10 protein-coding genes are annotated in these 14,782 nt (G+C 44.9%); 5 read left to right on the forward strand and 5 right to left on the reverse strand.

Annotated elements, in window-relative coordinates:
• The first annotated feature begins 114 nt into the window (after positions 1-114).
• Positions 115-1,653, forward strand: coding sequence for a hypothetical protein (locus L8106_RS24000; protein ID WP_009787086.1), 1,539 nt, complete (start codon positions 115-117; stop codon positions 1,651-1,653).
• 90 nt (positions 1,654-1,743) lie between these two features.
• On the opposite strand, the gene L8106_RS24005 is transcribed toward L8106_RS24000, so the two are convergent.
• Complete coding sequence (locus tag L8106_RS24005; protein ID WP_009787087.1) at positions 1,744-2,436, reverse strand: alpha/beta hydrolase; 693 nt, start codon at positions 2,434-2,436, stop codon at positions 1,744-1,746.
• Positions 2,437-2,883: 447 nt separating this feature from the next.
• Between L8106_RS24005 and L8106_RS33200 the strand changes: the two genes are divergently transcribed.
• The 3 genes from L8106_RS33200 (at position 2,884) to hemG (ending at position 5,907) form a co-directional block, all read left to right on the forward strand.
• Entirely contained in the window at positions 2,884-3,123 is a 240-nt protein-coding gene (locus tag L8106_RS33200; RefSeq protein ID WP_198012994.1) for a hypothetical protein, read from the forward strand.
• Between the two features lie 1,030 nt (positions 3,124-4,153).
• Positions 4,154-4,372, forward strand: a complete 219-nt coding sequence (locus tag L8106_RS24010; RefSeq protein WP_009787089.1) for a DUF2811 domain-containing protein — start codon at positions 4,154-4,156, stop codon at positions 4,370-4,372.
• Between the two features lie 95 nt (positions 4,373-4,467).
• Entirely contained in the window at positions 4,468-5,907 is a 1,440-nt protein-coding gene (gene hemG, locus L8106_RS24015; protein ID WP_009787090.1) for a protoporphyrinogen oxidase, read from the forward strand.
• Positions 5,908-5,943: 36 nt separating this feature from the next.
• Here hemG and L8106_RS24020 read toward each other — a convergent pair whose 3' ends face one another.
• From L8106_RS24020 to L8106_RS24035, 3 genes are all read right to left on the reverse strand, one after another.
• A complete protein-coding gene (locus tag L8106_RS24020; RefSeq protein ID WP_009787091.1) occupies positions 5,944-6,645 on the reverse strand; it encodes a response regulator transcription factor in 702 nt (233 codons plus the stop codon).
• Positions 6,646-6,752: 107 nt separating this feature from the next.
• Positions 6,753-8,915, reverse strand: a complete 2,163-nt coding sequence (locus tag L8106_RS24025) for a tetratricopeptide repeat protein (RefSeq protein WP_009787092.1) — start codon at positions 8,913-8,915, stop codon at positions 6,753-6,755.
• A 683-nt stretch (positions 8,916-9,598) separates the two neighbouring features.
• Complete coding sequence (locus L8106_RS24035) at positions 9,599-13,147, reverse strand: CHAT domain-containing protein (protein WP_009787094.1); 3,549 nt, start codon at positions 13,145-13,147, stop codon at positions 9,599-9,601.
• Positions 13,148-13,726: 579 nt separating this feature from the next.
• Here L8106_RS24035 and L8106_RS30995 point away from each other — a divergent pair.
• The gene (locus L8106_RS30995) at positions 13,727-14,062 is read left to right on the forward strand and encodes an element excision factor XisH family protein (protein WP_083798472.1); all 336 of its coding nucleotides are present in this window, start codon (positions 13,727-13,729) and stop codon (positions 14,060-14,062) included.
• On the opposite strand, the gene L8106_RS24040 is transcribed toward L8106_RS30995, so the two are convergent.
• A partial coding sequence (locus tag L8106_RS24040) for an RNA-guided endonuclease TnpB family protein (RefSeq protein ID WP_009787096.1) occupies positions 14,004-14,782 on the reverse strand: 779 nt, incomplete at its 5' end. The genes L8106_RS30995 and L8106_RS24040 overlap by 59 nt on opposite strands.

Raw genomic sequence — 14,782 nt, forward strand, 5'->3', positions numbered from 1 at the left:
AAAAATTATTCTTAAGATCCGATCAATTGAAACAACAGACTCTATAATAAAGCATTGGACACCTAGAGTCTTCACTTTCCGATAAAAAGATGGAATATCCAATTGGAGGTTTCCATGAGTCTATTTCGTCGTCTGAAACAATCAAAGTTTTTGGGTTGGATTGTCGCCGCATTGCTGTTGGCGGTAACATTGTTTAATTTTCAGCAGAAACAAGTTAACAGTACCCCTTCAGCATCTTTGCTTGCGGAACAGACTACTCAAAATGTAGCAATTGTCAACCCGGAAAATTCGTCAAATTCTACTCAAAATTCTCAAATTGAAACGATTGCGAAATCAAACGCTTGTACAGAACAAAGTCCGTTTGATGAATCAGTTCGATTTGCACTCAGAGGCTCGAATTTAGCCCAAACCGCAAAAACAAAGCAACAATGGGATGAAGTTGCCCGGAACTGGGTTCAGGCGGTGGCTTGGATGCAAGCGGTTCCTCCCAATAGTCCTAAACGGGCTTTTGCGGAGAAAAAAGTGGTTGAATATATGCGAAATTTAACCTATTCCCAACAGCAAGCCGCAAAAACTCAAATGACGAGTCAGTTTCCGAGTTTTGATAGCGAACTCCTCGATGAACAATTGCAACTTTATCTGTCTTATCTCAGCACTGTTGGGAAACCTGATATTTTAATTGTTGGCAGTTCTCGTGCTTTGCAAGGGATTGATCCGAGGGAAATGAAACAAGCTTTAGCCGCAAAAGGGTATCAAGGCTTAAAGATTTTTAACTTTGGAGTCAATGGCGCAACCGCTCAAGTTGTAGACTATGTTTTAACAGACCTATTAACACCTAATCAACTCCCCAAAATGATTGTTTGGGCTGATGGAGTCAGGGCGCTCAATAGTGGTCGAATTGACCGCACCTATCAATCGATTATCGCTTCAGAAGGACACAAACGTTTAGCTTCGGGTGTTCGTCCTCAATTGACCTCAACTCAATCAGATAACACACAAACTTGTTATCAATTGCCGCAATCTTGTAGTGCTAAACCGAAATGGGTTCTCCCTCAAGCTCATCAAGATCAGCAGATTTTTGACCAAGATTTTTCACTGAAAAATGCTAACTTAAAATCGTTTTCTCCAGTTGCATTTAATTCTGCTACATCCCCACAGGTTAGTCCTCTTTTTTATCGTCCCTCTGAACAGACTTCTGCAACATTAATTTCACTGAATACCACCATAGATGCTAATGGTTTTTTGTCTGCACCTAGTCGTTATAATCCCTATACTTACTATCAGCAACGTCCCTATGTTTCAGGTCGCTATGATGGAGATTATCGCGCTTTCAATTTAGCTGGAGAACAGGCGAGGGCATTCAGTTCAGTGATCGGGTACGTGAAGACTCAAAATATTCCACTGGTTTTTGTTAATTTACCGCTTACCGATGACTATTTAGATTCCTATCGCTGGTGGGCTGAACAGGAATTTCAAAACAATATGCAGCGACTTTCTCAAGAGTATGGATTTATTTTTATTGATCTGTCTGAAGCTGCTTTAACCCGGTATGAATACTTCGTTGATCCGAGTCATTTAAACCGCTATGGGGCGCAAGTTGTCGCCCAAAAATTAGCCGGACAATCTGCTATTCCTTGGCCGCGATCGCAGTAGAAGATTGATAATTAATTACTGTAATGCCACCGCCCGTCAACAGCGATGGCATTCTTGTTAATCAGAATTAGCCCCTCAGAATGAATCTGATTACCACAATCCTCGAACTGGAGGTGGAGGAGCAACCGGACGCGGTGCGGGTGGTGGGGGTACCGGAGGCGCAGGAGGACGCGGTGCTTGCAACGGTGCAGGCCCCGGTAGACTGATCTCTTGCAAGGAACATCCCGACTTGCTATAACGAGATGCTGTTCTCAGCAATGATTCTAAATCAGTTGCTAAACCCTGAATTTTTTCAACTGTCTCTGGAATGTTGGCGACATCAACGTATAATCCAGGAACAGGATACTTCTTGATTAAGTCCAGGAAAGAGATTTTGCCATCATCACTAACGGCATTAATTAAAGCCGCGTGTATGGCGTGGGAGTTTTCTACACGGCGATGGGTTCGCAAAGTCAAAGCAATATCTTCGACAATTTCCATGCCTGTCGGACTACAGATCAAACAGGAAAAAGGAACCAGATCAAAGCCCACTTCGAGAGTCATTAGACCCCGTAAAGTCTCTTCGTCGATCCCGGAACGACCAACAATCTGGCCGATCGTTTTGGTTTTTTCGCCCGTCTCCGCAAATTCTTCGAGATCTCGAACTCGAATTGGGGCTTGGAACGGGCCGTAGGTTAAAACGACTCGATCCGCAGCTATGGCACTCGGGCCACTCATCACCACACTCGCGATTGCGCCTAGAACTAATCCCGGACGGAACCGTTTGAAACTTGGTCTTTTCATTGTCAACCGATTCGTTGGAATTGATTGTTATTTGCGTTAAATCATGAACTACCTACACCCAATCAAAAATTAGGTTGTCGGCTTCCGGTTTCAACCGCTAAGGCCTGAGCGCAACAACGTTACTGTTGGCTTGACTTAGCGTCCACAGGTTTTGCTCAGTTTCCTGGCTACTCCCTGCTACAAGCCCGAAGACTTGACCCGGCAACTACCCTGGCTCTCAAGGCAGATCATTTGATTTCTGATTTTACAGACAGACTCGCCTTCGGTTTTACCCATTATGACGAGATCTGATTTTCAGCTTAAATGGAGTTGCTCGGTTTCACAAGATCTCACCTAAAAATTTAGGGTTTTGGATCGATTGATCAAGAGTAAAGTGTTCGCTTTGTAACATTCCTAGAAAATCTGAGGAATATTTCACGGGAAATAGTCCGGTAGAGTGGAAGCCCCGTGTCTTTAGACCGGGGAGGAAACTCGACACGAGCGGTTTTAACCGCCTGTAAAAAAATTAATGGGGGTATGGTTGCCCCCAACACCCATTTCTGGGGTAATGTTTGCCTCGCCAATGTTATCGGTCGGTACTTTCGACAACACACTGTCTTACCCCTCGTAGGACTGTTTAATGCTGTGGTTCTAGAGCCGGAGACTGGCCACGCATCTCCGGGTCGGAACGTTAACTCTTGCCGATAACGTAGCCCTCAAGGGACTTAGGCGGGTACTAGCTACCTAAAAAGAGAAGCATGATGCCCCGTCTCTTTAGAGCGGGGTGCTGACTAAAACCTTCTGAAAAAATTCTGAGCAACTGTTCTACAAAACCTGTACAAAACGTCGCATTACAACACTTTTGCACTGTTTGCTTCCTGTTTCAAACCAGGACTGTCGGCAGCACCCTGTCCACAGGCTGAAAATCGGCTGGAACCCAACCTATTATTGAGTTTTCAATGAAAACTTTGGATCTCTACTCCACTATTTTCAGGAAATTTAAAACTGATGGCTTTACTCGGTTACCTTTTTACAGGCTGCCCACTAGACAAGAATTCTCTGGGATGTCAAGCCTTAAATGCTTTAATCGCTTGGTTTTCGCGTTTTTTGATTGTATCACATTCAGAAAATACCTTGAAGCAACTCAAAGTAACGCAAATCGTATACTAGATTACATCTCTCCCCTGCTCCTCGCCCTGATGGGGTTGATCTCAACGCTTGTTTGTCGTCAGTGAATCCCAAAATATTCATTTCCCGTACTGCTCTGTGCGACTAAATCGCTCTCTCAAAAGTTCCCCAAAGTTAAAATTAATTTTTGTCGAGGTGAAACTTCAAAATTCTTATCTTTCAGGGGGATTTTTCCCATAGATTCCACAGATGTTCCACAAACTAAGACCGTGTTTTCCACAGATGAGATACACTTTTCCACAAGCAATAACGATATTAGAGGATCTGACTGCCCGATTGGGGATTTTGCGATCGCCGACACAAAGCCGCTCAGACTTCGGTTTTAATTTAAAGTTTTGTAACAAAAACTAGACTAAAAGCCTGATTATTCCGTAAACAATATGGGAGGAGTCCCCAGGTTGTAACAGTTCTCAACATTGACAACCCTACCCCCTTCTAGCACACAATATCGACTACCGATTTCTAGATTTTAGAGGAAAGGCTGTAGGGCAGTCCCACCCCCAAAATCTCAAAAAATAGGTATTGTGTATATCACCTTAAGAGTAGCTATATGAACACCAGTGTAAGTATCCTGGCGGAAATTCCTGAAATCTTGCACGAATCCCTCCAGGGCTATCTCGATAGCCATCCGGATTGGGATCAAGATCGGGTGTTTGCTGCGGCTTTGTCACTATTTTTGTTACAAAATGGTAGTGATCAAACCCCAGAAGCCGAACAGAACCATCGTCAAGCCGCCCGTATCTACCTAGAAACTTTATTTCAATCTTGAGGGAGATCCCCCCCTGTAAGACAATGGTTATTGGCGAGATGTAATATTACATCCATTCTTACGCCCCATGCCCTCATTGCAAATTTCAATGTTTTATGACTCACGTACTCGATAGTTTAATCGTCGGTGCAGGCATTAGCGGCCTGGCGTTAGCTCATGCTCTCCATCAGAACCAAGATCATCAATTGCCTCTCAACATTCTTGTCAGCGAGCATCAAGGACGGGTAGGAGGAAATATAACCACAGTATCCGAAGGAGAATTTCTTTGGGAAGAAGGCCCCAATAGTTTTTCTCCAACCCCTGAGTTACTGAAGTTAGCGGTAGAAGTAGGTCTTAAGCCTGAGCTAGTCTTTGCCGATCGCAAGTTACCTCGGTACGTTTACTGGAATGGTCAACTCATGCCTGTGCCGATGAGTCCTCCGGCTTTGTTGAGTACAAAACTCTTAAGTCCTGGAGGTAAACTTCGAGCATTAACGGGGGCATTGGGGTTTGTACAACCCGCGATGGGAGAATCGTTAAGTCAACAAAATGGGGAAGAAACGATCTCGCAGTTTTTTGAGCGTCATTTGGGTTCAGAAGTTCTCAAGCGACTGGTTGAACCCTTTGTTTCTGGTGTTTATGCAGGCGATCCCCAGCAACTCGAAATTAGCTCGGCTTTTGCCCGAGTCGCACGTATGGCTTACAGTGGCGGTGGATTGGTTGCTGGAGCGGTTTTATCGCGTCGTCAGAACAAATCTCCGCGATCGCCTGCCGACCCGTCTATTCCCCAAACTAAACGGGGAGAGTTGGGGTCTTTTCGTCAGGGGATTGGAGCCTTACCCAATGCGATCGCCAAACAGTTAGGCGATCAACTCAAATTAAACTGGCAACTCACCCGTCTCGAACGGACTGAAAACCAAACCTATCGGGCTGAATTTTCGACTCCAGAAGGGGTTCAACAGGTAGAAACTCGAACGGTGGTGTTGACGACTCCGGCCTATGTCACAGCAGAAATTCTCAAACCGTTGCAACTCCAAGTCAGTCAAACGTTAACTGAAATTCCCTATCCCCCGGTGGCTTGCGTCGTTTTAGCCTATCCCGTTTCAGCTTTAAAGCAGAAATTAACCGGATTTGGCAATTTAGTTCCCCGAGGACAAGGGATTCGGACGTTAGGCACGATTTGGACATCGAGTTTATTTCCTGGTCGCGCCCCCCAAGGCTGGCAAGTCCTCACCAGTTATATTGGCGGAGCGACGGATCCAGAAATTGGAGAGTTAGAAGATGATCAAATTGTTGAGGCGGTTCATCAAGATTTGCGTCACATTTTACTCAAAGAAGATATCTCTCCCAAAGTGCTAGCCGTGCATCTGTGGAAACGTGCTATCCCTCAATACAATCTCGGACACCAACAACGGTTACAACACGTTAATGAGGGTCTAGAGGCAATGCCGGGGTTATATCTGTGTAGCAACTATATCGACGGTGTAGCGTTGGGAGATTGTGTGCGTCGTTCTATCGGACAAGCTAACGAAATTCTCAGTTTTTTGGGTCAATAGAGATAGGGTTGAGAGAGGGTGAAATTCCCTCAATACCTATCTTTCCTTGACTCGCCGATCAAACATATAACCCACGCCGCGAATGGTTTTGATCAGTACAGGTTTATTCACATCTGGTTCCACCTTTTTGCGAATCTGGCCGATATGAACATCAACGACTCGCTGTTCTCCCTCGTAATCATAGTCCCAAACCTCTTGTAAGAGTTCAGACCGTCGCCACGCTCGACCCGGTTTACTGGCCAAACAATACAGTAAATCAAACTCTAAGGCACTTAACGGGATCAACTTATCATCAATGTAGACTTCACGACGAGACGGATCAATCAGCAAATCGCCATAAACTAAACTACGGGGTTCGCTGTCGGCGACACTACGTTGACGTTTCAAAATCGCCCGTACACGCGCACCGAGTTCGGCTAAACCAAAAGGCTTAGTAATATAATCATCAGCGCCCTTATCAAAGCCTTTGATCTTATCGGCTTCACCCGTCAAGCTGGTCAGCAATAAAATAAACACACTGGTACGACTTTGCATTTCCTGACACAGAATAAAACCAGTTGTATCAGGAAGATTGACATCGAGTACCACCAAATCCGGACTAAATTGATCAAAACATTCCAGCGCCGTCTCACCATCTTTTGCCGATTCAACTTCGTAGTCTTGTTGACTTAGATAGCGAGCAATTAAATTTCGGATTGCTGGGTCGTCATCAACCACAAGAATCTTTGCAGAAGCCATAACCACTTCGGTTGAGCTGAAGATAGAGCAAGAGTAAATCAATCATCTCAATGTTAATGTAAAACTCGGGTTTACACCTAGAGATTTATCGATTTAGTTGCATTGTGTTACAGAGAGCGTAATATTTCTGAGAGTAAACTCGCGGGAACCTGAGAAAGCGCTCGATTTTGTCCCGGTAAACCGGATTGATTGTAAATCGCCCGAATTGTTCGGATGACATGACCTAGAGCAATTTTCTCACGTCCTGGCTTGACGGCTTTGGCAGAGGCGACTGGCAGAAGTTGCTGACACCCCGCTTGCAAATGATGCCGTAAAGCTGTTTCTAAATGAGTGACTCGCTCTGTTTGACTCAGGGCTAGATACTGATCTTTTCCGAGTTGATAGTGAGCAAGTCCCAGGTTATTGTGAGTGGCTAAGGGGTCAAAATTAAGCTGAGTGGGACTCAACTGTTCGACCAAAGTTAACGCCACTTCATAAGATGTAATCGCCTTTTGTAGAAATCTAGCACGAACTTCTGAGTCTTGATGTCGATTGGCTAAATGCCAATAGGCAATTCCCAGGTTATTGCGAGTTGCAGCACAAGAGGCCACATCAGTTTTTGGGGTGCGATATTTCAACGAATTTTCATAGGCTTTAATCGCATGATGCAACCACTGATCATCGGGTTCGTGCTGGGCTAAATTCCAGTAGGCTGTACCGATATTAGCCTGAATCATTGCCAACTCTCGCGGATACTGGTCAGCAGAGTAATAACGCCCTGCTTGAGTATAAGCGGAAATTGCCGCTTTGAGATGTTGACTTGGCTGAGTATGTTGAGCCAAATTCCAGTAGACTGTACCCAAATTATTCTGAGTTGCAGCATAACTCAAAGCTCTCTGTTGAGCTATTGTCTGATTTTGCCACTCTAACTCAGACGCTTTGGAAATGACAACTTGAAAATAATAAATAGCCTCACAATAAGCATTAATAGATTGTTGTAAATTCTCAACTGGCTCTCGAATTCTGGCTAAATCAGCGTAAGCAGCACCTAAATTTTTTTGCAGTCTAGCAATTGTTGATGCTTGTTTCTCCGGATTGGCGTACATTAACGCTTTTTGATAGAAAATGATACTCTGTTCTAGATGGGGGAGTATTTCGGCGATCGCAGAGGTTAACTTTTCCTGATGGAAACGCATCCAATACAGCGTTCCAAGATCATTGAGCCAATCCACAATTTCTGAAGTATTTAAAATCGGACGAGTTGCATCTTCTAACTGTTGCCATCCCGTTTCATAAACTTCGATCACAAGCTGAATCTGTTCGGTAGAGGTTAATCCCGCTTGCATCTGTTGACGAACCCGTGCGATTAAAATCCGGTAAGCCCGGGTGAGTTGTTTGGGAGAAGTTGTCGTTTGCTGAATTTGCTTGACTTTGTGTAGGGTTTGAGTCAAATCTAGCGGCTTCTTTGCCGTTTTAGGCGGCTTTATTTTGGGTGGATGTGAGGTTTCCTGTTTCGGCTTTTGCGGAGCCACTGAAGGCGATTTAACATCGGCTGAGGCAACATTTTCAGAGGATTTGCTATCTTCTTGAGTTTGAGAACGCTCATCGAGATCGAGAAATTCGGTTTCTTCGGGCTGACGCCCAGATAAAAGCTTAATTTGTGGAGAAACTGAATTTTTGCCTAAATCTTGAGTCTCTTGAGTAATTGCAGTCACCGGAGTTGGTTCTCCAGCAAACTCAAATACCCCGGTTCGCCACCGCCAAAATTCCGGGGCTGACTGTTCAATACAACGCAACCAAGGCGAAGGAATCCACAATAATAAGCTAAACTCTAACTCAGGAAGATGGCTTTCTAGGCTGCGGAGATGATGCAAAAACGACCATTGAATTGCAGCCGGTTGTCGCGTTAATTGTTCAACGCCTAAAACCTGAAAACCCACACTATACCCAGACACGCTAGACTGTTCAGAACTATTTTCTGCGAACCACTGTTCAATTTGAGTGATCAGATTCGGTTCATCTAAATCTACCGTTAAAGTTACCCAGTTTGTAAAAGAGGATGAACGAACCTTGTTCTTTTTTGGAGTGGAAGTTGAACTGTTTTTAGGGGTTTGTCGTTTAGAAAACTCTGCTTGTAAGCGAGTGATCATCGTTTGACGCAACTGCAAATCATCACAGACGGCAATTAAAATTTGACGTCGTAGATTTAATAGCAATGCTCGTTTCAAACGGAGAAAAACTTGCTGATTCACTCCTGACCCGTTAGAAGACGCAATTGTGAGCGCAGTCATGCGACATTAAAATAATAAAGTGAAATCACATCAGTTTTGATAAGCCATTCAAACAAATCCTGTATCTTGTTTACACACCAATCATGTGCTAATCAAGAATAAGAGAACATTCATACTCTTTATTTCCTAGCCAAATTTTCTCGGTCAGGATGAGTCAATCATGGCACCGAATTGACATCCGCAGGCGAAATCCCTTTCTTTCGAGATATCCGGATAACAGTTGATTGATGGGGAGATAGGGAGGTCGGGAGATGGGGAGATGGGGAGATGGGGAGATGGGGAGATGGGGAGATGGGGAGATGGGGAGATGGGGAGATGGGGAGATGGGGAGGGACCGGAGTTGGGGAGGGACCGGAGTTGGGGAGATGGGGAGATGGGGAGATGGGGAGATGGGGAGGGACCGGAGTTGGGGAGATGGGGAGATGGGGAGATGGGGAGATGGGGAGATGGGGAGGGACCGGAGTTGGGGAGATGGGGAGATGGGGAGATGGGGAGATGGGGAGGGACCGGAGTTGGGGAGATGGGGAGATGGGGAGATGGGGAGATGGGGAGATGGGGAGGGACCGGAGTTGGGGAGATGGGGAGGTGGGGAGTTAGGGAGGTGGGGAGATAGGGAGGTAGTATTATTTTTAAAATTTCATCTAAAAGAAGAGAGGGAAGTAGTTGACAAATCAAATAATATTTCAAAATTCCATCGGTGTCCACTCTCCAACGGGAACAAACGCCGCCCAAAAATAAGGGTGTTGATATTCTTGAGAATTTAACATTTCTAATTGTGTTTGACGCCAAGCTTCTGAACGTCCTTGATTTTGCAATAACCGTTGATAATATTTAATCATTAATTCCTTCGTTCCTTCATCGCTAACCGTCCACAAACTCATCAATAAACTTTCCGCACCCGCCAACGTAAACGCCCGACGTAAACCATAAACTCCCTCACCATTTTCTATTTCTCCTAACCCCGTTTCGCAAGCGGATAATACAACTAATTTAGTCCCGCGTAGCTTTAAATTTGCCACTTCCAAAGCCGTTAATACCCCATCATCTTTACCGCTTTCACGGGGGTTAAAACCCGCCAACGCCAAACCGGAACGCAGCAAAGGATTTTCTTGAATTGGAGTATTTTGTTGAGTGTTTTCTGAGATCAAACCAAAAGTATTATCTGGTTCAACTCTCGGGAGATTTTTTAAGAAAAAGCCATGAGTTGCAATATGTAAAATATTCGGGGCTTGTAACTGTTTAACCGCATTTTCTGTCGCTTGAGACTCAGTAAATAATGTCACATCAGACAATAAAGGTGCAATTACCCTTGCTTCTTCAGCAGTTCCCGGTAACGCCCCAAAACTCATCTCAACCCCTCTAGAAAGTTGATTGCTTCCGCGAGTATTGGAAACAGCAACCGTTGTCGGTTCACCCGGTTTATCATAATCTGGGTTAGCAACAATAACAGGTGCTTGTTTGTGAGAATATTCGAGTTGGAAACGAATTAAATCCCGTCCCGTCGTTAGATAAGTAATTTTATAAGTTTCTATCAAATACCGATTATTTTCATCAACCAACGCCGCAAAGGGAATCAAATTTAACTGAGCATCGGGTGAAATGATAATATGATTAATATCGCCTAACTTTTCTCGAATCGGTTGCATTAACAGTTCATCAAGTTGGCGTGCAGTTTGTTTAACGTCATTGGTATTTCCGATTAAAGCATCTTTTTTGTCTTTAATATCTAGACTAAATCTAAAGAAAGCCGCTCGATGAATCTGTTCAACTTCCCCTAAATCAACCCATTGCGGTTCACCGTCAGATTTAAGAATATAAGCCGCATAATGAGGTGTTTCCCATTTGTCTGTTGTACTCGCTTTAGCATCATAAGGCTTATAAAACACAAATTCAACTAACGCCGCATCTTCAGGAATCAACTGTTGTACCGCTTCAATCGTAACAGGTTCAGAAAGGGTTCTAAATTCGGCACTACGGCGAGAAAGTTCCGCTTCGAGTTGGTCTGATTTTTCTCTCAAATTTGTAACTTGTTGACGGTATTGTTCTTCGGAGAGATTTTCAGGTTTGTTGTAAATCAGAGTCGCCAGTTGAGTTCTAACCGTTGCTAATTCATCGAGAAATTGTTGATTTTCAGGCGTGATATTTTCTCGCAATAGTTGTAAGTTATCAGTCATTACATCCAAAATCCGACCTTTGCGACGGAGAATAGTTGTGAGGGCTAAACGTGCCGCTTCTGAGTTGTTCGGTGCATCTTTAATATGCAGAGAAACAACAGCATCAGTTGTATTAGAAATCATTTTCATCGAGTCTTGTTTCTGACGTTCCGAACCTGTTGCGAGGAGAACATTCAGGTTTTGTTCCTCAACGTCTAGTCCTCGACTGAGAAAGTTTATCGCTTGAGTTGTATTTCCTTGGGAGTAGTAGAGTGATGCTAAGTTGTTGAGGCTGGTAGCGACATCGGGATGGTTTTCTCCCAAGGCTTTCTCCAGAATCGCTAAAGAACGTTGATAAAGGGGTTCGGCTTCATCGTAGCGTCCTTGGTCACTGTAGAGTAATGCCAAGTTGTTGAGGCTGAGTGCAACCGAAGGATGGTTTTCTCCCAAGGCTTTCTCGCGAATCGCTAAGGAACGTTGGTGGAGGGGTTCGGCTTCACTGTAGCGTCCTTGGGAGTCGTAGAGTGCTGCCAAGTTGTTGAGGCTGGTAGCGACCGAAGGATGGTTTTCTCCCAAGGCTTTTTCACTAATGGCTAAGGAACGTTGGTAGAGGGGTTCGGCTTCATCGTAGCGTCCTTGGGAACGGTAGAGTGATGCTAAGTTGTTGAGGCTGAGGGCAACATCGGGATGGTTTTCTCCCAAGGCTTTCTCATAGATAGCTAAGGAACGTTGGATGAGGGGTTCAGCTTCATCGTAGCGTCCTTGGGAGTCGTAGAGGTTTGCTAAGTTGTTGAGGCTGGTAGCGACAAGGGGATGGTTTTCCCCCAAAGCTTTCTCCCAAATCGCTAAAGAACGTTGGAGGAGGGGTTCGGCTTCATCGTAGCGTCCTTGGGAGTTGTAGAGGTTTGCCAAGTTGTTGAGGCTGAGGGCAACATCGGGATGACTTTCTCCCAAAGCTTTCTCGCGAATCGCTAAGGAACGTTGGATGAGGGGTTCAGCTTCATCGTAGCGTCCTTGGGAGTCGTAGAGGTTTGCTAAGTTGTTGAGGCTGGTAGCGACAAGGGGATGGTTTTCCCCCAAAGCTTTCTCGCGAATCGCTAAGGAACGTTGGATGAGGGGTTCAGCTTCATCGTAGCGTCCTTGGGAGTCGTAGAGGTTTGCTAAGTTGTTGAGGCTGGTAGCGACAAGGGGATGGTTTTCCCCCAAAGCTTTCTCCCAAATCGCTAAAGAACGTTGGATGAGGGGTTCAGCTTCATCGTAGCGTCCTTGGGAGTCGTAGAGGTTTGCTAAGTTGTTGAGGCTTTGTGCAACCGAAGGATGATTTTCTCCCAAGGCTTTCTCGCGAATCGCTAAGGAACGTTGGTGGAGGGGTTCGGCCTCACTGTAGCGTCCTTGGGAACGGTAGAGTGATGCTAAGTTGTTGAGGCTGGTGGCAACTGAGGGATGGTTTTCTCCCAAAGCTTTCTCGCGAATCGCTAAGGAACGTTGGTGGAGGGGTTCGGCTTCATCGTAGCGTCCTTGGGAGTTGTAGAGTGATGCCAAGTTGTTGAGGCTGAGTGCGACAAGGGAATGGTCTTTTCCCAAAGCTTTCTCCCGAATCGCTAAGGAACGTTGATAGAGGGGTTCGGCTTCACTGTAGCGTCCTTGGGAGTCGTAGAGTGCTGCCAAGTTGTTGAGGCTGGTAGCGACCGAAGGATGGTTTTCTCCGAGGGCTTTCTCATCGATAGCTAAGGAACGTTGATAGAGGAGTTCGGCTTCATCGTAGCGTCCTTGGTCACTGTAGAGTAATGCTAAGTTGTTGAGGCTGGTGGCGACATCGGGATGGTTTTCTCCTAAAATTCTCTCTCGTATTTCTAGAACTTGTTCTGCTAGAGGTATGGCTTCGTTATATTTGCCTTGTTGACGGAGTTGAATAACTTGTTGGTTGAGTCGTTCGGCTTCTTCGAGTTCATCCGACTGTTGAACTATTTCAGCAGAATTGGTCTGTCCGCGAACGGGTTGAGGTGTTGTTGTTAACAGTCCCGAACATCCAACGAAAACGGTTAGCCAGAGGAAGGGGTTGAGGGTAGTTCGCTTCATCGGGTAGATAGTCACGCCAAGTTCATTATCACTTATGTCTGAGGGGTGTTGAGTTATGCAGTTTTGACCCCCCTCAGTCCCGCTTGAAAGGAGGGAAGAAAGTTAACCCCCCTCAGTCCCCAGGGCTGTTTCATTCTAAGTTAAAAATTGCCGGGGTTGATGGGGTGAAAGGGTGATGGTGAGTCCACCCCCGTGCGCGGGTTCCCCGCGTTGAGGGGAGTGGCGAACCCGAAGGGGGTGATGGGGAGAGGAGTTTTTTCCGAGGAAAAATAGCTTTTTATTAATAAAAATCCTCCCTACCTCCCTACCTCCCTACCTCCCCACCTCCCCACAAATCAAGTTTTCGGGCAACGAAACGGCCCTGCCCTCAGTCCCCCCTACAAGGAGGGAAGAAAATTCACTCCCCTCGCCTCGTAGGAGAGGGGTTGGGGGAGAGGTTTTTCTAAGTTTGACCCCCCTCAGTTCCCCCCTGAAAGGAGGAAATAAAAGTAAGGCGATAGGAAAACCCGCAAAAAATCATTTAAAATTTCAACACGGCTATTCTCTGTGTTGACGGGTCAAAAATGATAAAGTTGAAAAATGCCACAGTATGACTTCTATCATAATGTTGTGAAAACGGCTTTAATCAAGGACGGTTGGACGATCACCGATGACCCCTTCACAATTGAATACAAAGGAATCCGACTGTATGCAGACTTGGGAGCCGAAAAAGCCTTGGCTGCTGAAAAACAAAATCGTAAAATTGTAGTAGAGATCAAAGTTTTCCGAAGTCCATCCTTGATGACAGAACTGGAAAAAACGATTGGACAATACAGTATCTATCGTTCTTTAGTGACGTACTCCAGACGTTCGTTGCTTAGGCAACAGAACGCTGGCTTCTCCTCTTCTTATTATCAGAAGATTTGCGTTTTATAGTGAGGCGAACGCCCAACCCCACTTTTTTTATTAATATTGCCGAATTAATGTCTCTTGACATTGATGCACCACAAGCGCAAGAATGCCAACGATCTGATAATTCTTTAGGAACACGATTAAGACAAATTGCACAATGTTGAGATGTACCTTTTGGATTGACTTTAACTACTTTCTTGCCAGCTTTTTCAGCTTTGCCAGGAAGTATCTCGCTAAGAAATCCAGAGATACCAGCATCAGCAAAACTTTTGTTTAACCCAGATTTAGCTGATTGTCCATTAGGTAGAAATGTTCCATTTTCTCCCTGCTTAGGTTGATTTCGCCTAGACATATTGGATACCTTTAAGTCTTCAACAAATAAGACATCAGCTTTATCTAAGAGTTGATTAGCAATTTCATAGTGCCATTGTTTACGTTGCCTTGCGATCTTTTGATGAAGTTTCGCTACTTTTTGGTTGAGCTTTCTTCTGGCTTTAGACCCTAATTTTCTACGATCTCTTTTTGATTGAAGTTTAGCTAATTTATCTTCGGATTGGCGATAGAATTTAGGGAGTTTAACAGCAGTTAAATCACTGCAAGCAACAAAAAACTCTAAACCACTATCAATACCTAAACTGTTTTCTTCTGTTGGTTGAATATCTACAGTTAGGCTAGGAACTGATTTATCTTCAAGTGTTAGTGTTACATACAAGCCATCAGCTTTTTGGGTAATTAAAGCTCTTT

The organism is Lyngbya sp. PCC 8106 (genome assembly GCF_000169095.1).
GTDB lineage: Bacteria > Cyanobacteriota > Cyanobacteriia > Cyanobacteriales > Microcoleaceae > Capilliphycus.